This window comes from Geobacillus sp. C56-T3 (genome assembly GCF_000092445.1).
GTDB classification, from domain to species: Bacteria; Bacillota; Bacilli; order Bacillales; family Anoxybacillaceae; genus Geobacillus; species Geobacillus thermoleovorans.
The window spans coordinates 1,874,710-1,894,343 of the sequence record NC_014206.1 but is presented as its reverse complement, the minus strand read 5'-3'; the positions used below and the strand labels follow the sequence as shown (position 1 = coordinate 1,894,343).

The window sequence follows — 19,634 nt, the reverse complement described above, 5'->3', positions numbered from 1 at the left end:
CATTGTGCAACAAACGCTAAAATTTTCCTGAACGAAAAATCGAGTAAAGCAGCCAACCGAATAGAAAAGCGGACGCACCCAATCCGATTTCAACAGCAGGAATCTTCCACAGCAGCGTCGACGGCCGACCGAGCGATGAAGCGATCATCAGGCCGACGAGGACGATGCTCAGCGAAAGAAGAACGATGCTAAACGACAGCCGGTTCGCAATCTGGTCGAGCTTCTTTAGCAGCGCTTCCAAATCAGGAGCCGTGATTTCCAATCGAAGCTTGCCATGCCGCATCATTTTCGTCCATTCCTTTACGCTCTCCGGCAGTCGGAGCAGCCATTCACCATAATCAAAAATCCGCTTCCACGCTGTTTCTGCCACGCGATCAGGCCGAAGACGCTCTTTCATCAGCTTTCTCCCAAACGGTTCGGCAACGTCCATGATGCGAAACTGCGGGTCAAGCGTCTCCACGACCCCTTCGACCGTCAACAGCGCTTTCCCTAACAGCGTCAAATCGCTTGGGATGCGAATGCCATGGCGAAATGCCACCGAAAGCAAATCCTCGACGGCTTCCCCAAGACTGATCTCACCGAGCGGGACGCGGTAGTATTTCTCCCGCAACTCGTCAATATCATCGCGCAATTTTCCTTCATGGACTCCGTCAGGAACAATCCCTAAGCCGTAAATCGCACCCAACACCCCATCCGTGTTTTGCCGCATTAAGGCGATGATGAGTGAAGAAAGATGATGTTTGACATGAGGTCGAAGGCGGCCCATCAAGCCAAAGTCAATGAAGGAAAGCGTTCCATCGTGGAGAACAAATACATTGCCAGGATGAGGGTCGCCATGAAAAAATCCATGCTCAAACATTTGTTTAAAGGTTGCTTCAGCCAAACGCTCGGCGATCGTTTTTAAGGAGTGGCCGTTCGCTTTCAGCCGCTCGAGCTCCCCAAGTTTCATTCCTTCGACATATTCCATCGTGAGCACTGTTTTCGTCGTATAATCCCAAAACACCTTCGGGACATACACCGACGAATCGTCGGCAAACTGCTGTGCAAACCGTTCCGCATAGCGCGCCTCGACTGTATAATCCAGCTCCTGCCGTAATGAACGCGCCAGTTCATCGACAATCTCAGACAATTGGTAGGTTGCCGCCCAATCGAGACGACGTTCCGCCAGCACGGCCAAATCTTGCAAAATTTCCAGATCCGTCTCCACCCGCGCAGCGATGTGCGGACGCTGCACTTTCACCGCCACGGCTTGTCCGGAAGGAAGAACCGCCCGGTGCACTTGTCCGAGCGAAGCGGCAGCGAGCGGCGTTTCGTCAAATGAACGAAACAATGTTTCAAGCGAACCCCCAAGTTCTGTTTCCACCCTCCGGCGAACGTCGGCAAACGGAAACGGCGGAACTTGGTCTTGCAGTTTTTCGAGCTCGCTGATGATCGGAGCGGGAATCAAATCCGGCCGTGTGCTAGCAATTTGCCCGAGCTTCACGAACGTCGGGCCGAGCTCCTCGAGCACAAGGCGGAGCCGCTCCCCAACCGTTTTTCCTTCCTTTTTCCCTTGCTCCGCTCTCCATCGCGGCGGCAAAGAAAGAAAAGACGAAAAGCCGAGCTCATCGACGATCATCCCGAATCCGTGCCGAAGCAAGGAGACGGCGATTTCGTGATACCTTCCGATATGGCGCATCCGTTTTCCGATCATCGGGACATCTCTCCTAAGGCGGCAAAAAGCGAGCGGACAGGCCGCATCGGTTTACTGCCCGCTTTGTTCCTTTTCTTCAAGACGGCGGATTCGCTCCTCGAGTTGCCGCACGTCTTCTTTCGTCGCCAAATCAAGTTTATCGATCACCTGCTTGATTTGCTCGCGTACAAGCCGCTGCACTTCCGTTTTCCGCGCTTCGGTCTGCTGCTTCCATTGATCGATCACTTCCTTCGATTCGTCAAGCGACAATTCCCCTTTTTTGACAAGCTCGTCAATGATCTTTTCCACTTGTTCTTTGCTTGCAATCGCCAATCCCAGCCCGAATGCCAATCCTTTTTTCAAAATGCTCATTCGTTTGCAGCCTCCTTGTGCCATTGTGTTTTCCTTATTGTACCATTCTTTGGCGATCCATGTCGAGCTAGACGGCAGCTCTTTTGTATAGGAGACAGGTCGATGCGGCATGCTATCATTGGACAACGATTCACAGGAACTCCTTCATGTTTTCGATGCAACCCGGTCACAAGTAAAAAAAGACGGCAAGAATCACTCTTGCCGTCTGTCATAGAGATGGGCCTAAGTGGACTTGAACCACCGACCTCACGCTTATCAGGCGTGCGCTCTGACCAGCTGAGCTATAGGCCCGCTCATAAAGTGGAGGGGGACGGATTCGAACCGCCGAACCCAAAGGGAGCGGATTTACAGTCCGCCGCGTTTAGCCACTTCGCTACCCCTCCATAATAAAAATAAAAAATGCCGACTGCAGGACTCGAACCCGCAACCTACTGATTACGATTCAGTTGCTCTACCAATTGAGCTAAGTCGGCATAAAATAAATGCAAGAAGGTGGCTCATTGTTGTGCTCTGTGCCTCTTCCTCTACAAGCTGTTTCGAGGAAGCAGGATGCGTCGAGGCAACTCGAAGCAAATTCGACGATGCAGATGCTCGTCTCTACCAATTGAGCTAAATCAATATTTATGGCGGAGGAGGAGGGATTCGAACCCCCGCGGGCTGTGACACCCCTATCGGTTTTCGAAACCGACCCCTTCAGCCAGACTTGGGTACTCCTCCATAGCTGTTTGGAGCGATGCGGTCGAGAGGACTTGAACCTCCACGGGGTTGCCCCCACTAGGCCCTCAACCTAGCGCGTCTGCCATTCCGCCACGACCGCATACAATGGAGCGTAGGGGATTTGAACCCCTGACCTCTTCGCTGCCAGCGAAGCGTTCTCCCCCTGAACTAACGCCCCATGATGGTGGAGTATACTGGGATCGAACCAGTGACCCCCACGCTGTCAACGTGGTGCTCTCCCGCTGAGCTAATACTCCACGTTGTTTGCCTAGCAACGACCTACTCTTGCAGGGGCGCTGGCCCCAACTACCATCGGCGCTGGAGGGCTTAACTTCCGTGTTCGGGATGGGAACGGGTGTTCCCCCCCCGCTATCACCACTAGGCAATGGCGACGATTTTTATTATAAAGCAATCCAAAAGTTTGTCAAGTTTTTTTGTATCTTTATATTTCAGTTCTTTCAGAATCGGAACGACAATGTAAAGTTTACTATAAAAAAATGAAAGAGTCAACCCTCTTTTTCATTTTTTTCGATCTTCACTGTCCCTTTCTCTAAAGTTCTTGTCATCCCCTTCTTTATACGCGTATAATAAAGGAAGAAGGAACGTATAATAAAGCAGGGCATTGGCGGCCACCAATGCCCTGTCCATACACAGCCGCTGCAAGAAGTGCAGTGGCCCAAGCCTCGGGCATCGTAACCTACCCTCGCCTCGGCCTAGCAGGGTGGGTTACTTTTTGTCTTTGGATACGGCGATCACCGCGACGATGAGTGACGCAAACGCAATCATGAGCGTCAGCGCGTCGGCAATCGACATCATCAGCACCACCCCCTTTCGTTGAGGGAGTGGCCACTGCCCACCCTGCATATGGCTGTGCATGTTTCATTATACCATCAAATCAAACAAATGCGAATATACATTCGCATCCTCGTTGAAAATTAGGAATGTTTCCTTACCCGAGGGGGACAAACGCCACTTTTCCTGTTGCTTCGTACCGCCGCTTCCACAGTCCTTCTTCCCTGCTTCCTATAACCGCTGAAACTCCGGCGTTTTCATCAAGCGCTCGAAAAAATGATTTGTATAAAATCAGCGTTTTTCCGAATAATGACCATAGACGAATCTCGCTGTTCCAAGGAGGAAAAAAGGTGGAACAAGCAAGGCAAACCCGCATTCATGGGCTGTTGTTGCTGATCGTCGCTGCTGTGTTCGTTTGGTCGGCCATTCGTCCAACCAGCTATGCGGTGTGGGCGCTTGAGGTCGCCCCAGCGCTTGTGGGGCTTGTGATCGTGATGGCCCTGTATCAACGCTTCCGGCTGACAACGATGTCGTATGCCATCATCGCCATGCTGGCGGTCCTCATGTTGATCGGCGGCCATTATATTTACTCCAAAGTTCCTTTTTTTAACTGGATCAAAGATGCGTTCCATTTCGAACGCAACCATTATGACCGGTTTGGCCATTTCCTCAAAGGGACGTTCGCCCTCGTCCTAAGGGAGATTGCGCTGCGGAAAACGCCGCTGTCGCGCGGCCCTTGGCTTTTCACGATCGTCACAAGCATGTCGCTCGCCATCGCCGCCCTGTATGAAATCATCGAATGGCTCGTCTCCATCATCTCCAAAGGAGGAAAGGCATCGAAAGATTTTTTGGGCACGCAAGGCGATATTTGGGACACCCAATGGGATATGGTATGCACATTGATTGGGACACTGATTGCCCTATGGCTGCTCTCAAGGTGGCACGACCGGCAACTCGCGCGGTTGGATCAGCCCCGCAGCTAGGCTCGTAAAACAGCGGCTTCCCTTTTCAAGAGAAGCCGCTGTTTTCAATTCACCTTATACAAATAAATCGTCCACGCCGACTCATCGGACGTGAATACACGGTCCAACACGAGTCCATTTTCCGCCGCATTATCAATCGGAACCGCCGAGAAAATATAGCGGCCGCCCATTTTTTTCAACTGTTCTGTATTCAGCTGCAAGTTCTTCAGCCGCTTTTTCGAGTGTTTCGTGAACATGTACCGTTTTCCAAGTTCCGCTGTAAAAATATAGCAGCGCCCGCCCCATTCGTCAAAATATGTGCGGATCGTTTTGCTTTTTTCCAGTTCACGTTCAATGATTTTGCGGAACTCGTATTTGTATGACAGCGGATAAAAGTTGTTGTACGTATCGAGCGTGTAAAACCCGTTGTATTGGGCGATGGCGGGGTGAATGCCGATGCTGACGACGCGGTAGTCGGACACCGGGAGCCCGATGTATTGCTTGATTTCTTGGAACTGTTTTTCCGCGTAAAATTGCTTCACCGTCGGCTCGTAGCGGAAGACGATTTCTTCGTTAATCAAAAACACCAAGATCACTTGGGCCGCTAGCAGCCGCTTCGCCCACTTTTCTCCTTTTTCGCTGTATTGCCATACGATTTTCAGCGCCAGCGCAAACTGCACATAAATGACAAGCGGGCGCAAAAAATGAAAGCGGGCAAAGTTAAACGTGTCTAAAAAATGAAACCGCTCGGTAAGCGGCAGCCACCCTTTATAAAACCAAAATGCATACCACGCCGACAGGGCGAAATTCAGTCCGAATAGGAAAAGAAATAACCGTTCTTGCTTCCATCGTTTTTTCATGAAAACGAGATACAAGGCCATCAACCAGGCCGGCAAAATAAAAAATGTATGCTCGGTCATGACGTGATGGTGGCCGAGGAGAAAGTTTTTCCACGTCAAACGGACGCAATGCCAAAACGACAAACGGGCATGGAAGTACTCATCCCGGCTCGTCGGCTCATCTTCCCATAAAAACGAGTAGACAAGCCTGTACTCGACAAGCAAATACAACAGCGTCATGTAAGCGATGGAAGTCAAAAAGCGGATGTTCCACCCCTTCCCACGCAGCACATCAACAAGCCAAAAAACGCCCATGGCGGCAAGAAAAAAGAAAAATCCGAGCACAAAGCTGGAATAAAACGGGAGAAGCGTAAGCGCGGCGTAATGTCTCCACTTCCCCTCACCTTTTCGGATGCTCAAAAACGCCCAAAGCGCAAGCGGCATGCCCAGCGTGCTTAACATCCCCGACGGCCAAAACAGCGTCAGGGCAAATGCGAGCGCCACGCCGATGCGGACGGCCATCCAACGCGGCTCGGGCAGGAAATGTGTTTTTAACAACCAATACATACCGACAAACGCCACCACCCTCGTGATCGTTTGGCTGAGCGCATAAGCAGTCATCGTGGGAAATAACGCGTGCAGCCAGACGATGCCGGTCAACTCCGAACCGAGGGCATTTCTTGACAACTTGCCGTTGGCGATTTGCGGAATCTTCGCGTCAAGCGGCCCGGTGATTTGCCCGCTTTCAGCAAGCACTTTGTACCAGGCGATGTTGGAATCCAAATTATCGTGGACGCGAATATGGGCGTTCTCGCCAAGAATAAACAGTGGGGACACGTAAAGGGCGATGAGGCCAAGCGCCAAAAGGAAAAACCATCGTTCTCTTTGTTCGGCCATTGGCATCACGCTCCCGTTTCCAAGTTTCTATTGGATACGGTGTGCAATGAGAAGAAAATTATTCCTAAGGACGGTCGAAGAGGGTGGTGATTTATGAAAAGGGGGGCTGCGCGTTCTTCTCAGTCTCCTCTTCATTCGCATTTTTTGCCCCTTCTATTTTCTCTATGCACACCTATCTTAAAATATTAAGGACAACTTATGGTAGATAGCTTCCCCACTACAATACACAATAGAAAACAGCGGCCTCTCTCTTACAAAACCGCTGTTTACACCTGCTTCTACACCCTTGACTTTTCCTTTAATCCTATCAGATGGTCCTTCTCTTCCCTCCGGCTGAAAATCGCCGCGAGGATCGCTTCGGATATATATATTGTTGTGCCACACGCTGAAAATCGCACTTGGAACAGCCGCCAAGGGTGAAAAATTCGCCGTGGCGATCGCCACGCCTAATCCGGAGTTTTGCATTCCTACCTCCATGGCGACCGCTTTTTGTTTAGCCAAATCCATGCCGAGCAGAAGGGGCAGGCTGAAGTCAAAGGCAACTGGACGAATCCCCCTTAACAAATTTGCCCGCCAACCGCTTGGATATCTTCTTCACGTTCGACCGTCACGTCAATGGCAATCCGCAGTCCTTTCACAATCGTTTCTAACGCCATGCTAGGCTGTCCTGGATGCCGGGCTGCTTGTTCCGACAGATACGGAATATGGATAAATCCGGCCCGAATGGGCATCTTCACTTGGGCAATATAATGCATCAATCCGTAAAACACATGGTTGCAGACAAACGTTCCCGCTGTATAAGAGACAGAGGCTGGTATGCCGTGACGCCTCAACTCATGGACAATCGCTTTGACCGGCAAAGTTGACCAATAGCCAACAGGCCCGCCTGGAACAACGGGTTCGTCAATCGGCTGATGACCTTCGTTGTCGGGAATGCGGGCATCATTGATGTTCACCGCTACTCTTTCAACGGAAATATCGGCTCTCCCTCCCGCCTGTCCGACGCAAATCACAATATCGGGATCCACTTGCTTCATTGCATCATGCAAGATTTCTAATGATTGGCCAAATACGGTTGGAATCTCCCGAACTTCAACGATATACCGATCGTTTTTCCATCCGGCTGCTTGCTTGACCGCCTCCAGCGATGGATTCACTGTTTCTCCTCCAAACGGATCAAATCCTGTCACGAGCACTTTTTTCATCGTATCTTCAGTCCTTTCCCGTTATCGGATTATAAATCCATGAGAGTGACCACATACATTGCGGCGATGTTGAACGCCAAAAGAACCAACGCTGTCGGCACTTGCACACGAATGACATGATTTTTATCCTTCAAGTCAAGCAGAGCAGCAGGAACAATGTTGAAATTCGCCGCCATCGGTGTCATCAAGGTGCCGCAGTAGCCGGAAAACATCCCGAGGGCGGCCACATGATTCGCATCGACGCCAAATTGTTTAATCAGCAGTGGAACAGCGATCCCCGCTGTCATGACCGGAAACGCGGCAAAAGCATTGCCCATGATCATCGTAAACAAAGCCATGCCAATACAATAGGCCACCACAATCCAAAACAACGAATGAGTCGGAATGATGTTTCCTACCAAATTGGAAACAGCGGCGCCTACCCCAGCAGTCGTAAAAATCGTCCCTAGCGTTGCCAGCATCTGCGGCAAGAGGGCGGCCCAGCCGATTGATTCAAGCAGCCTGCGCGATTCTTTGACCGCCATAACAGGGGTAGACCGAGTGATCCACAGACTGACAAGCAAAGCAACGAACGTCGCTAGACCAAGAGACACAAGGGTCACGTTTTTCGGATCTAAAATGAAGGCATTCCCAACCTTGACATTTTTCAGCCATGTCACGCCGATGACAGTCAAAACCGGAATCAACAAGGCCGGAATGAACAGGCGATGTTTCAATCGATCGCGATGTTGTCTTCTCTCTTCCGGCGTCGCCTCTTGGTAGCTTCCGAGCTTCAATCCCCCGGTTCCGACAATGGCCACCATGATAAGCACAAGCACTCCGGTGTAAAACGGGGGAATGATGCTGCCGAACAGCAGTGTCACACCATAAAGGAAATAAAACAACCCTGATGTGAAGCGCTTCGGGTTTTGGCGATCGGCAAAGGTCCACAAGCTTCCCAACACAACCACAATGCCTAAAAATATGTACACCGCTTCAATGGACAGCCACATTCACTCTCTCCCCTTTCCATTCTCCCGATGAAGGAGCTTGTGAAGCGAGCGGTCCAGCCGATGCAGGCGGATGCTGTGAACGATCAACGCGGCTACGGCCGTTGGGATCGCCCATAACGCCATATGCAGCGGATCAGAAGGAATGCCGTTTTGATCAAAAAATCCTTTCATCAACAAAATCGCTCCGATGGCGATGAACACATCCTCGCCAAAAAACAACCCGATATTGTCCACCGCTGCGGAATGAGCGCGAATGTCATCCCGGACACGGTCCGGCAGTTTTCCGTATTTCGCTTCCGCCGCTCCTTCTGCCATAGGAGCGACGAGCGGGCGAACCATTTGTGCATGGCCGCCAATGGAAGTAAGCCCAGCCGCAGCAGCCGCTTCCCGGATGATCAAATAAGCGGTCAAGATTCGTCCTGTTGTCGCGGCTTTGATTTTCGCCACGACACTCTCTGCCTGTTCACGCAATCCAAAACGTTCCAAAATGCCGATGACGGGCAATGTGGCGATGAACACCGCCATATACCGGTTGGTCGTAAACGCTGTTCCAAATTGTTCAATAATGTCATACAGCGATTGATGGGCGAGCAATCCTGTCGCCAATCCAGCCGCTGTCACGACAAGAAGTGGATTAATGCGAACAATGAAGCCGATGATGACGATCAACACTCCAATGAGCACCATGTTTCTCTTCTCCTCTCCAGCACATTTTACGGCAAATGTTAATACAAATCGTTACGTCGTTCACCCCACTCTATTTCTTAGTCGGCATCCCCCTCTCCTCCATCTGTCGTTCCATATTTCGGAACAATAGTTTCAAATTTGTTATTATCATTATATAATTGAGAAAAATGAAAAATCAATAAATACTTACCGAAAATTTACTTTACAAAATAAAACATCAACTTGACCGAACCCGTCATGATACATCAAGCCCCCTCTTCGTTGCATCCCTTGCCCCTATTTTGTATCATGAATAATTAAGAGAAATTTAGCAGAAAAAGGAGCATTCCCGTTAGGAGCTTTTCCGGGGACTTGATCAAAAAAAGCCCTCTTGGTATGATGCAGGGGTGTCAAACACATCACTCACCATACCAAGGAGGACTTCAGATGAATTGTACACAAAACTATAAAATTGATCAAGTCACCGAACAAACGCTTGTCGTGGGCATCGATATCGCGAAACGAACCCACTACGCCTGCTTCGTGGATGACCGGGGGCGTGTGCTTCGCAAATCGTTCCCGATCTTCCAGTCGAAAGAGGGCTTTCGCCAGCTGTATGAAGCGATTCAGGAGGCGATGCAAGCGTTCGGAAAGCCGCAGGTGATCGTCGCGGTGGAGCCGACCGGGCACTACTGGTTGAACCTGGCCTACTTCCTCGAGGAGCACGGGATCCCGTTGGTCATGGTCAACCCGGCGCATGTGTGCCGGTCGAAAGAACTCGATGACAACCTGCCGACGAAACATGACGCCAAAGACGCCCTGGTCATCGCCAGACTGGCGAAAGACGGACGATTCCTCGTCCCCCGGCTGCTGCACGAGATCGAAGCCGATTTGCGCGTCGGGAGCACGCTCAAAGAGAAGCTCCGCAAGGAACAGACGGCGGTGAAAAACGCGATCGTCCGCTGGACCGACCGGTATTTTCCGGAGTTTTGGACGGTGTTTCGCGACCTGGGGAAAACGGCGCTTTCGGTGCTGGAGTGGACGCCGCTTCCGGCCGATATGGCCAGCCGATCCGCCGAGGAGCTCATCGAGGTGTACCGGCAAAGCGAAGGGCTGAAATGCCCGCAGAAGGCCAAAATTCAGGCGTTGATCGACGCCGCGAAGGACTCGATTGGGGTGACGGAAGGGACGACGATGGCCCGGTTTGAAATCGCCGCGCTCGTCCGCCGATACCGCCAATTGGAGGCTGAGATCGCCGCGTTGGACGCCGAGTTGAAGGCGTTGGTTCAAACGACGATGGAGTATCAATGGCTGAAAACGGTCGACGGGTTGGGAGACGCCACGATCATCGATCTGCTGGCGGAGATCGGCAGCTTCGCCCACTATCGGGACCCGCGTCAATTGGTGAAGTTGGCGGGCCTGACGCTCAAAGAGAACTCCTCCGGCCAGCGCAAAGGGCAAAAGCACATCTCCAAACGGGGACGGAAACGGCTGCGATCGGTGCTGTTTCGGGCGATGATTCCGCTGATCCGGCACAACGAGGCGTTTCGCGAGCTGCATGAGTATTACACGACCCGCCCCGTCAATCCGCTGACCGGAAAGCAGTCCATCGTCGCATTATGCCGGAAGCTGTTGAATGTGCTGTTTGCGATTTGTACGAAGAAACAAGCCTTTGACGCGGAGCGAATGAAACAGGACGTCTTGTCCCAGGTGCAACGGGCGGCCTAAGGCCTCCCCCTGCGAACGGAAGAATCGTTGGACAACAGGATGACACCGGAGAAGCTGGCGTGATTTTATCCATTCGACCTTGAGTCCCCAAAGGAGCTTGGCCGGCCTCCGCCTGATGACGAGACCGAACGAGGGAATGTTGGCGCGAAGACGCCCGGAGACATGGGAGGGTTCGTCCTCATCAGCGACGCGGAGATCCAAAGGGTGCATCGAATACGCTTCTCCCCACGGAAGGAAAATATCCCCAGCCGTGGCCGCGAAGCGCACCCTAGGTCTGTAAGATATCCACAAAACTGAAAAAGGATGTAAGGGATTTTGTCGAAAAATATTTTTTGGACACCCCTGAGGGGCCGAAAAGCCTTGATAAATCAACATTTCTAGAGGGAGGTGCCGACCATGACCAAACAACTCCCTCCCGGCCAATTCGAAACCGAAAAATGGCCGATTTTGCATGAGGGCGATGTGTACCAATTCGATGAAGCGACGTGGAATTTCCGATTGTTCGGCGATGTGAAAGAGGAAGTGTCGCTTTCGTATCAAGAAGTGATGCAGCTGCCTAAGACGGTTTCAACCATCGATATGCATTGTGTCACAACATGGTCAAAATTCGACACGACGTTTGAAGGCATCGCCTTCCGCGAGTTTTTGCGCTTTGTCGAGCTAGATCCTGATGTGAAATACGTGAAAATTTACGGATATTTAAACGGCGACCGGTTCGGCTATTCGGCGAACTTGCCGCTTGAAGCGCTGATGGGCGATGATGCCTTGTTTGTCTATCGATGGAAAGACAAGCATCACGACTGGCAGGACATCTCGCCGAAGCACGGCTATCCGCTCCGTTTCATTCCGCCGGCGACGTTTTACTTATGGAAAGGGGCGAAATGGGCGTCCGGCATCCGCTTTATGAAGGAAGATGAGCCGGGCTATTGGGAGGAGCGCGGCTATTCGATGACCGCCAACCCGTTTAAAGAGGAGCGGTTTGCCGAGTGGGTGCCGCGTCTTCGCTTTTGACGAAGCCAAGGCGGTCGGCAAAACAAAAAAGCGAGGGGGTTGAGAAAAACACCCTCGCTTTTTGATCATCAAGCGGCTTGGCGGGATGCAGCTTGTTTCTCAAGCCAAGAGCCAAGACGCAAAAAGAGAAGCATAAACACCGCCGCCGCGATCGCTCCTTTGACGACGTTAAACGGCAAAATCGCCGAGATGACCAATGCTTTTGTTTCCGGGGCGCTCATCGCCGGAGCGCCAAGAAAAAGAGTGTATGCCGGCAAAAAGACGCAGTAGTTGAGCACGCTCATGATGAGAGCCATTGTCGCCGTTCCCGCCGCCAGCCCCAGCAACATGCCTTTTTTCGACGCCGCTTTCCGATAAATATTAGGAAACAGGCAAAATGAACGCCACCCCGGCGGTGAAATTGGCCATCTGCCCGACCGGAACACCGGTCGCGCTGCCGACGAAAAATGTGTTTTCTGTTTGGCGCCTACTCCGCCAACTTGTCAATTCTCCTTTGGAAGCATATCCCCCGGCTCGAGCACCGGCGGATGGACGTCCACCGTATCGGCGTATTTCAGCCCGGTTCCGGTATTTAATACGACGACCGTCTCCCCATCACGAATCCAACCGCTCTCGCGCAACGTTCGTGCCGCCGCAAACGCCGCCGCTCCTTCCGGGCAAATGAACGCCCCTTCGAGTTCGGCTGCCGTCCGCTGTTCAGCCAAAATTGCTTCATCGTTGACGGCAATAGCGCAACCGTCCGTCTCATACACCGCCTCAAGAACAAGAAAGTCGCCAAGCGCTTTCGGCACATTGATGCCAAACGCCACTGTATGGGCGTTCGGCCAAAACTCCGATTCACGTTTTTTCTCCTTCCACGCCTTGACGATCGGCGCGCAATGCTCGGCCTGCACAGCGACAAGCCGCGGCATGCGGCCGTCCACCCAGCCGAGCGCCTGCAGTTCTTTGATCGCCTTGTAAATGCCGATCAACCCGACGCCGCCGCCGGTCGGATACAAAATGACATCCGGGAGCTGCCACGAGAACTGTTCGGCGATCTCCAGTCCCATCGTTTTCTTCCCTTCAATCCGGTACGGTTCTTTCAACGTCGACGCATCGTACCATCCGTATTCGCGGATCGCTTTGGCGACGATTTGCCCGGCATCGCTAATGAGGCCGTTGACTAAATACAGTTCCGCCCCAGCGATGGCGCATTCCTTTCGCGTCAGTTCCGGTGCATCAACCGGCATGACGACTGTCGCCTGAATGCCCGCCCGCGCCGCGTAGAGCGACCATGCCGCGCCGGCGTTGCCGTTTGTCGGCATCGCAAGCTGCTTGACGCCCAGTTCCTTGGCTTTGGAAACCCCGACCGCCGCCCCGCGGGCTTTGAACGTTCTTGTTGGAATGACCCCTTCGTCTTTCATGTAGAGCGCTTCAATGCCGATCTTTCTGCCAAGCCGCATCATCGGCACAAGCGGCGTCATCCCTTCGCCGAGCGACACGATATGTTCAGGATGCTTTACCGGCAGCAACTCATGATAACGCCATAAATTCGCTTCACGTTCCCTCAGCACATCCCTCTTGACTTTTTGGCGCATCGACTCCAAGTCGTAAGCGACAAGAAGCGGCGAACCGCATTCGCAAAGTTGATGGATTTGGTCGACATCGTATGTACGTTCACACTTCGGACAATACAGATGAGACACGTAGCTGAATGACATGGTTTGGCTTCTCCTTTCCATTTGTTTCATCCGCACGAGGCAGGAAGCACCTACTTTCGCGTTTCTGACGAGGCACTGGCCTTTTCATTATACCATAACCGTCCTCTGCCACCGGCGCCTGTAATGGCAGTGTCCGTACGCCAACTTTGGGGCATCATAGCGCCAAGTAGGAAATGGTCCCCCTCTTTTTTACCGTTTGAAGCCGCATATGGTAAAATAAAACGGAAACCGCCTCTTTTTTCTCACTGCATCGGCGGAATGATTCGCTGATCCAGAAAAACTTATACATAAGGAGATGAACCAATGAAACAGGAACTCATCGAACGCTTCATCCGCTACGCGAAAGTCAACACTCAATCCGACCCAAACAGCCATACGTGCCCATCGACTTCGGGACAGTGGGAGCTGGCGAGAATGCTCGTCGAAGAGCTGAAGTCGATCGGCATGGAAGATGTGACGATCGATGACAACGGCTACGTGATGGCGACGTTGCCGGCCAATACGGACAAAAACGTGCCAGTGATTGGCTTTTTGGCTCATATGGACACCGCTCCGGAGTTTACGGGAGCCAACGTCAACCCGCAAATCATCGAACAGTACGACGGCGGGGACATCGTGTTAAACAAAGAACAAGGCATCATCTTGTCACCAAACGATTTCCCGGAGCTCGCTCACTACCAAGGGCATACGCTCATCACGACCGATGGGACGACGCTGCTTGGTGCTGACGATAAAGCCGGAATCGCCGAAATTATGACCGCGATGAACTATCTCATTCAACACCCGGAAATCAAGCACGGCAAAGTGCGCGTCGCCTTTACGCCGGATGAGGAAATTGGCCGCGGGCCGCATAAATTTGACGTTGCCAAATTCGGCGCCCAATTTGCCTACACGGTCGACGGCGGGCCGCTTGGCGAATTGGAGTATGAAAGTTTTAACGCTGCCGAAGCGAAAATCACGATCAAAGGAAAAAACGTCCATCCGGGCACAGCGAAAGGAAAAATGATCAACTCGATCAAAATCGCCATGGAGTTCGAGCAGCAGTTGCCAGCCCATGAGGCGCCTGAGCATACGGAAGGATATGAAGGGTTTTACCATTTGCTTTCGTTCCAAGGCAGTGTAGAGGAAACGAAGCTTCACTACATCATCCGTGACTTTGACCGCGAACAGTTCGAAGCTCGCAAAGCGAAAATGAAAGAGATCGCGGCTTCGCTTGCGCAAAAATATGGAAACGACCGAATCACGCTCGAAATCAACGACCAATATTACAACATGCGCGAAAAAATCGAGCCGGTGCGCCACATTGTTGACATCGCCCACGAAGCGATGACGAACTTGGGCATTGAACCAAAGGTGAAACCGATCCGCGGCGGTACAGACGGGTCGCAGCTCTCCTACATGGGGCTGCCGACGCCGAACCTTTTCGCCGGCGGCGAAAACTTCCACGGCCGCTACGAATACATTTCCGCCGACAATATGGTGAAAGCGGCCGAAGTGATCGTGGAGATCATCAAGCTGTTCGAGCAAAAAACTTCCTAAAGCCAAAAGGGAGCCGATGGTTTTCGGCATCCCTTTTTCGCTTCTAAAAACATCATAATTGTTCCGCCTATTGCAGTTTTGTGATCCGCCCTTCGATTTGTGCCGAAAACGGCTGTGACAACTGGCGGATGTAAGTGACAAGTGCATCCAAATCGACCGGACCGACCTCGCGGTGTTGCCCTTGCGTCAGCACGGTGAACCCATCGCCACCATCAGCGAGAAAGCTGTTGACCGTTACCGTATATTCAGCGTCTGGATGAAGCGGGGTGCCATCTGGCAGCTGAATATCGACGACTCTGTCCCCTGCTGGTCTGCTGGCGCTCCATGTATAGCGGAGGCCGGAGATTTGCAGCATGCGCGTTTGGGTTGGCTGCCATTGTTGATTCAAAAGCTGGCGGATTTGCGCGCCGGTGAGCGTCATTTTCACGAGCTGGTTGTTGAACGGCTGAACGTTGTACAATTCGCCCCACGTCACTTCGCCTTGTTCAATATCGGCGCGAATGCCGCCCGGGTTCATAAAGGCAAAATCGGTTTTCATCGCCGCCCGCTGGGCATCGGCGATCAAATTGCCCAAGGCGGACTCGCCGCTTTCGTTTTGTTCATCGGTGATCGTTTCGGCTGCTGTGCCGACGACTTGATTGACAAGCGGCGCCACTTTCGCTTCATATTTTTCGACGAGGGCACGGATTTCCGGGTCCGGAGTGATGCCGTCATGATAGGTCGTCACGATCTCCGCTTTTTTGGCGACGACGTCTTTCGTACGCGGGTCGATTTTCAAATCGACATCAGAAAACGCCGTGCCGTACGAATACGACTGAACGAGCAGCTTGCCGTCCACAACCGCATTTAAATAGGCATGGTTATGACCGGCGAAAATCACATCGACTTCATCATCGACATTTTTGGCGATATCGACAATTTCCCCGCTTGCGTTTGTCCCATCCGGATTGGATACGCCTGGGTTATGGGCGAGAACGACGATCGTTTGCACCCCTTTTTTCTTCAGTTCCCGGACCGCTTTGTTAATCGCTGTTGCTTCATCGATGAACTTGACTCCCGCGACGCCGCTTGGCGTCACAATCATTGGTGTTTCCGTGAGCGTGACGCCGATCAATCCGATCGGCATGCCGTTGACCCGCTTAATCACATATGGCGGGAGAATCGGCTTTCCCGTTTGCGCATCAACGACGTTGGCGCTCACGTACGGAAAATCCGCTCCGGCGAAATCGCCGGTCGCCGGGTGGTATCCGCCATGGATCAAGCGGAGCATTTCCGCTACTCCTTCATCAAACTCATGGTTGCCAAGGGTGCCGACGTCAAAGCCGAGCTTATTGAGCACTTCGATCGTCGGCTCGTCCTGCAGCAACGCCGATACCGGCGGGCTGGCGCCAACCGCATCGCCGGCATGGACGAGCAGCGTATTTTTGTTTTCCGCCTCCCGCTGTTTCAAATAAGCGGCCAAATAATCAGCCCGTCCGACTTCCCGCCCGCCGACTTTTCTCGTCACATTCAACTGACCGTGGAAGTCGTTAATGCCTAACAGCTGCACCTCAATATAACGGTGCGAGGAAGCAGGCGGCTTCCCCTTGCTTTTCCCGTTCCCTGCCGCCCCAACTGGAGCCGCGGCCAGCACCGCTGCAGCAGCCAATGCGGATAGCACCCGTCTTCCCCATCGTTTGGAATTCTTCATTCCCGGTTCCCCTTTCTCTCGCCTTCTCGTTCACTCCCATTATATCCTTGCGAGTCAATACAATGATAGAGCAGAAAGGATGATTTTCGTAAATATTTTGTAAATTCGCAACTGACTGTTGAGAACAACAGAAACAAAAAAGACCGCCCGATAGAGTCTGTTGATCGGACAGTCTTTCCCTTTTAGCTCGGTGGACAGCCAGCGTCATTCGGCGCTATGCCACGCGAAACGGCCATGAACGTCAAGCCCTTCTCCTTGTTAGATCGTCTCCTTCCCGCGCATGCCGTTGATCGAATAGCTCGCTGTAATGGCGGCATTTAACGAATGGGAAACGGAACAATATTTTTCTTTTGACAACCGAATGGCGCGGACGACCTTGTCTTCCGGCAAATCGCCTTCGAGCGCGTAATGAATATGAATCTCTGTAAACCGCTTTGGGTGGTCATCGGCGCGCGTTCCTTCGACTTCCATCGAAAACGCGCGGACATCAAGCCGCATTTTCCGCAAGATCAAAACGATGTCAATGCCGGTGCAGCCGGCTAAGGCGTGAAGCAAAAGCTCCATCGGCCGAGCGCCTGAATCGTTGCCGCCGACGTCTTTCGAGGCGTCGATCGGAATCACCACACCGGAAGCGCTTTGGCCGCTGAATGACATGTTTCCGTTCCATACAACCGTCGTTTTCATCATGGTCGCTCCTTTCTCATCTGTCCGGGGTCGGACGGACTTTCCGACAGCCCGTTTCTTCTTTTCAGTTTAGCGGCTATGTCCTTGAAATGCAAAATTCCTGTCTACCGTTTTCGCTCATGCATGTTAAAATAGAAACATGCACAAACTTGTTGAGTAAAGGGTGTTTGATTCGATGACCGCACTCATTTTGCTTCTTGCTTATCTTCTCGGCTCGATTCCGTTTGGCCTTCTTGTCGGGAAAATCGGCTACGGGATCGACATCCGTGAACATGGAAGCGGTAATCTTGGGGGAACAAACACGTTCCGCGTGCTTGGGGCGAAAGCGGGAACGATCGTCATTGTCGGCGATATGCTAAAAGGGACGCTGGCGGCGAGCTTGCCGATGCTTTTTTCCGTCCCCGTGCATCCGCTTTTGGCCGGGGCGATCGCCGTGGTCGGCCATATGTATCCGGTGTTCGCCAAGTTCCGCGGCGGCAAGGCGGTGGCGACATCGGGCGGGGTGATGCTGTTTTATTCGCCGTTGTTCTTTTTGTCGCTCATCGCCGTGTTTCTTGTCGTCTTGGCTGTTTCACGCTACGTCTCCCTGTCATCGATGGCCGCGGCGCTGTATGCGGTCGTGTACACCGTCTTTTTCACTGACGACATTCCATTGACGGTGGCAGTGTTGTTGCTGGCTTCGTTTATCTTTTATCGTCATCGCGCCAACATTCAACGCATCTTGAACAAAACGGAGCCAAAAGTGAAATGGCCAGGCAAACGCTCATGACGACGGACGGAGAAAGGAGTTTGTTGCGTTGAGATTGCCGGAAGCATTTGTCGCGAAAATGAAGAAGCTGCTTGATGAAGAAGCAGACGAGTTTTTCGCTGTTTATGAAAACGAAAAAATCAACGGCTTGCGCGTCAATCCGTTGAAAACCGACCCGGGCGCATGGGCAAAAACGGCGCCCTTTTCCCTTTCCCCGGTGCCGTTTTGCCTGACCGGGTTTTATTATGAGCCGGACGAACAGCCGGGAAAGCATCCGTACCATGCGGCCGGCCTGTATTACATTCAAGAACCGAGCGCGATGGCGGTCGCCGAAGCGCTGCGTCCCGCCCCTGGGGAGACAGTGCTCGACTTGTGCGCCGCCCCTGGCGGGAAAACGACCCAGCTTGGAGCGATGATGGAAAACAAAGGGCTGCTTGTCGCCAACGAAATCCACCCGAAACGGGTCAAAGCGCTCGCAGAGAACGTCGAACGGTTCGGCTTGACGAACACCGTTGTCGTCAATGAAACTCCCGAGGCGCTTGCCGAGCGGTTTCCGGGCTTTTTTGACAAAATTTTAGTCGACGCCCCCTGTTCCGGCGAAGGCATGTTTCGCAAGGATGAAGAGGCCGCTTCGTTTTGGAGCCCGGCTTATGTGGAAGAATGTGCGGCCAGACAGCGGCGCATTTTGGAAAGCGCCTATGCGATGCTGAAAGAAGGCGGCATTCTCGTCTATTCCACGTGCACGTTCTCTCCGGAGGAAAACGAGCAAACGATTGAATGGCTGCTTGAGGCGCACGATGACTTGCGGCTGTTGCCGATCGCCAAAGCGGGAGGGCTTGAGCCAGGGCGGCCGGAATGGACGAAAACCAATCGATCCGATCTCGTACACGCCGCCCGCCTTTGGCCGCACCGTCTGAAAGGGGAAGGGCATTTTGTCGCCAAACTGCAAAAACAGCGGCCCACCTCACCTTGGCGGGGGCGGTGGGCGAAATCGAGCGCGCCAAAAGCCGCTATCCGCCTGTATCGCCAGTTTGAACAAGAGGCATTGTGGACAGAGCGAGACGGCACGTTCGTGTCATTTGGAGCCCATTTGACTGTGTTGCCCGAGCGTTGCCCGGATTTGTCCGGTTTGAAAATCGTCCGCGCCGGGTTGCACTTAGGGGATGTGAAAAAAGAGCGGTTTGAGCCGAACCATGCCCTTGCCTTGGCGCTGCGGACAGAGGAAGCGAAACATGTGCTTGACCTATCGAGCGCGAGCCGCGAAATCGTCCAATATTGGCGCGGCGAGACGCTTTCCACCGGCGGCGACCGCGGTTGGCTGCTTGTGGCCGTGGATGGATTTCCGTTCGCCTGGGGGAAAGAAGTGAAAGGAACGGTGAAAAACTTTTATCCAAAAGGGCTGCGCCTCGTCTAAAACGTC

General features: G+C 52.7%; 16 protein-coding genes, 7 tRNA genes, 1 rRNA gene and 2 pseudogenes. 6 read left to right on the top strand and 20 right to left on the bottom strand.

The features are described from left to right. Positions 1 to 16: 16 nt before the first annotated feature. The 11 genes from GC56T3_RS09430 to GC56T3_RS19965 all read right to left on the bottom strand — a co-directional run bounded on the left by GC56T3_RS09430 (position 17) and on the right by GC56T3_RS19965 (position 3,577). Positions 17 to 1,693: an AarF/ABC1/UbiB kinase family protein gene (locus GC56T3_RS09430; protein ID WP_013145315.1), complete on the bottom strand. Its 1,677-nt coding sequence runs from the start codon at positions 1,691 to 1,693 to the stop codon at positions 17 to 19. Between the two features lie 51 nt (positions 1,694 to 1,744). Beyond that, positions 1,745 to 2,044 carry a phasin family protein gene (locus GC56T3_RS09425; protein WP_011231247.1) on the bottom strand — a complete coding sequence of 100 codons (300 nt, stop codon included), beginning with the start codon at positions 2,042 to 2,044 and terminating at the stop codon, positions 1,745 to 1,747. A 217-nt stretch (positions 2,045 to 2,261) separates the two neighbouring features. Beyond that, positions 2,262 to 2,335 (bottom strand) — tRNA-Ile (locus GC56T3_RS09420). 10 nt (positions 2,336 to 2,345) lie between these two features. Then, positions 2,346 to 2,427 (bottom strand) — tRNA-Tyr (locus GC56T3_RS09415). Positions 2,428 to 2,444: 17 nt separating this feature from the next. After that, positions 2,445 to 2,517: transfer RNA gene (locus tag GC56T3_RS09410), tRNA-Thr, on the bottom strand. 151 nt (positions 2,518 to 2,668) lie between these two features. Further along, positions 2,669 to 2,761, bottom strand: a tRNA-Ser gene (locus tag GC56T3_RS09405). Between the two features lie 17 nt (positions 2,762 to 2,778). Next, a tRNA-Leu gene (locus tag GC56T3_RS09400) sits at positions 2,779 to 2,861 on the bottom strand. A gap of 6 nt (positions 2,862 to 2,867) precedes the next feature. Then, positions 2,868 to 2,939 (bottom strand) — tRNA-Ala (locus tag GC56T3_RS09395). A 4-nt stretch (positions 2,940 to 2,943) separates the two neighbouring features. Continuing rightward, positions 2,944 to 3,018, bottom strand: a tRNA-Val gene (locus GC56T3_RS09390). A 9-nt stretch (positions 3,019 to 3,027) separates the two neighbouring features. Next, a 5S ribosomal RNA gene (gene rrf / locus GC56T3_RS09385) occupies positions 3,028 to 3,144 on the bottom strand. Positions 3,145 to 3,487: 343 nt separating this feature from the next. After that, a complete protein-coding gene (locus GC56T3_RS19965; RefSeq protein WP_021322622.1) occupies positions 3,488 to 3,577 on the bottom strand; it encodes a putative holin-like toxin in 90 nt (29 codons plus the stop codon). A gap of 326 nt (positions 3,578 to 3,903) precedes the next feature. Between GC56T3_RS19965 and GC56T3_RS09380 the strand changes: the two genes are divergently transcribed. Beyond that, complete coding sequence (locus GC56T3_RS09380; RefSeq protein ID WP_013145314.1) at positions 3,904 to 4,536, top strand: DUF2238 domain-containing protein; 633 nt, start codon at positions 3,904 to 3,906, stop codon at positions 4,534 to 4,536. A 44-nt stretch (positions 4,537 to 4,580) separates the two neighbouring features. Here GC56T3_RS09380 and GC56T3_RS09375 read toward each other — a convergent pair whose 3' ends face one another. From GC56T3_RS09375 to GC56T3_RS09355, 5 genes and pseudogenes are all read right to left on the bottom strand, one after another. Then, positions 4,581 to 6,251 carry a DUF6044 family protein gene (locus GC56T3_RS09375; RefSeq protein ID WP_013145313.1) on the bottom strand — a complete coding sequence of 557 codons (1,671 nt, stop codon included), beginning with the start codon at positions 6,249 to 6,251 and terminating at the stop codon, positions 4,581 to 4,583. Between the two features lie 278 nt (positions 6,252 to 6,529). Beyond that, positions 6,530 to 6,767: pseudogene (locus GC56T3_RS20235) on the bottom strand (transporter, sodium/bile acid symporter family protein); the annotation flags it as partial. Positions 6,768 to 6,808: 41 nt separating this feature from the next. Beyond that, positions 6,809 to 7,456: a pyroglutamyl-peptidase I gene (gene pcp / locus GC56T3_RS09365; RefSeq protein WP_013145312.1), complete on the bottom strand. Its 648-nt coding sequence runs from the start codon at positions 7,454 to 7,456 to the stop codon at positions 6,809 to 6,811. Positions 7,457 to 7,485: 29 nt separating this feature from the next. After that, entirely contained in the window at positions 7,486 to 8,448 is a 963-nt protein-coding gene (locus GC56T3_RS09360; RefSeq protein WP_013145311.1) for a DUF979 domain-containing protein, read from the bottom strand. Next, positions 8,449 to 9,135: a DUF969 domain-containing protein gene (locus tag GC56T3_RS09355; RefSeq protein ID WP_013145310.1), complete on the bottom strand. Its 687-nt coding sequence runs from the start codon at positions 9,133 to 9,135 to the stop codon at positions 8,449 to 8,451. Positions 9,136 to 9,561: 426 nt separating this feature from the next. On the opposite strand from GC56T3_RS09355, the gene GC56T3_RS09350 reads away from it, so the two are divergent. Then, on the top strand, positions 9,562 to 10,842 hold the full coding sequence (locus GC56T3_RS09350) for an IS110 family transposase (protein ID WP_041468208.1): 1,281 nt from the start codon (positions 9,562 to 9,564) through the stop codon (positions 10,840 to 10,842). 396 nt (positions 10,843 to 11,238) lie between these two features. Continuing rightward, positions 11,239 to 11,853, top strand: coding sequence for a sulfite oxidase-like oxidoreductase (locus tag GC56T3_RS09345; RefSeq protein ID WP_013145309.1), 615 nt, complete (start codon positions 11,239 to 11,241; stop codon positions 11,851 to 11,853). Positions 11,854 to 11,921: 68 nt separating this feature from the next. Here the strand turns inward: GC56T3_RS09345 and GC56T3_RS09340 are convergent. Then, positions 11,922 to 12,306, bottom strand: a pseudogene (locus GC56T3_RS09340) (ECF transporter S component); the annotation flags it as partial. A 29-nt stretch (positions 12,307 to 12,335) separates the two neighbouring features. Further along, entirely contained in the window at positions 12,336 to 13,553 is a 1,218-nt protein-coding gene (locus tag GC56T3_RS09335) for a threonine synthase (RefSeq protein ID WP_013145308.1), read from the bottom strand. Between the two features lie 303 nt (positions 13,554 to 13,856). On the opposite strand from GC56T3_RS09335, the gene pepT reads away from it, so the two are divergent. After that, the gene (pepT, locus tag GC56T3_RS09330; RefSeq protein WP_013145307.1) at positions 13,857 to 15,092 is read left to right on the top strand and encodes a peptidase T; all 1,236 of its coding nucleotides are present in this window, start codon (positions 13,857 to 13,859) and stop codon (positions 15,090 to 15,092) included. Between the two features lie 67 nt (positions 15,093 to 15,159). Here the strand turns inward: pepT and GC56T3_RS09325 are convergent, their stop codons facing one another. Together GC56T3_RS09325 and GC56T3_RS09320 are read right to left on the bottom strand one after the other, a co-directional pair. Next, complete coding sequence (locus GC56T3_RS09325) at positions 15,160 to 16,782, bottom strand: bifunctional UDP-sugar hydrolase/5'-nucleotidase (protein WP_013145306.1); 1,623 nt, start codon at positions 16,780 to 16,782, stop codon at positions 15,160 to 15,162. A 258-nt stretch (positions 16,783 to 17,040) separates the two neighbouring features. Next, positions 17,041 to 17,466 (bottom strand): OsmC family protein, encoded by a 426-nt coding sequence (locus GC56T3_RS09320; RefSeq protein WP_013145305.1) that lies wholly within the window; start codon positions 17,464 to 17,466, stop codon positions 17,041 to 17,043. A gap of 175 nt (positions 17,467 to 17,641) precedes the next feature. Between GC56T3_RS09320 and plsY the strand changes: the two genes are divergently transcribed. Then, positions 17,642 to 18,235 (top strand): glycerol-3-phosphate 1-O-acyltransferase PlsY, encoded by a 594-nt coding sequence (plsY, locus tag GC56T3_RS09315; protein WP_011231258.1) that lies wholly within the window; start codon positions 17,642 to 17,644, stop codon positions 18,233 to 18,235. A gap of 28 nt (positions 18,236 to 18,263) precedes the next feature. Beyond that, positions 18,264 to 19,628, top strand: a complete 1,365-nt coding sequence (locus GC56T3_RS09310; RefSeq protein ID WP_013145304.1) for an RsmF rRNA methyltransferase first C-terminal domain-containing protein — start codon at positions 18,264 to 18,266, stop codon at positions 19,626 to 19,628. Positions 19,629 to 19,634 lie beyond the last annotated feature (6 nt).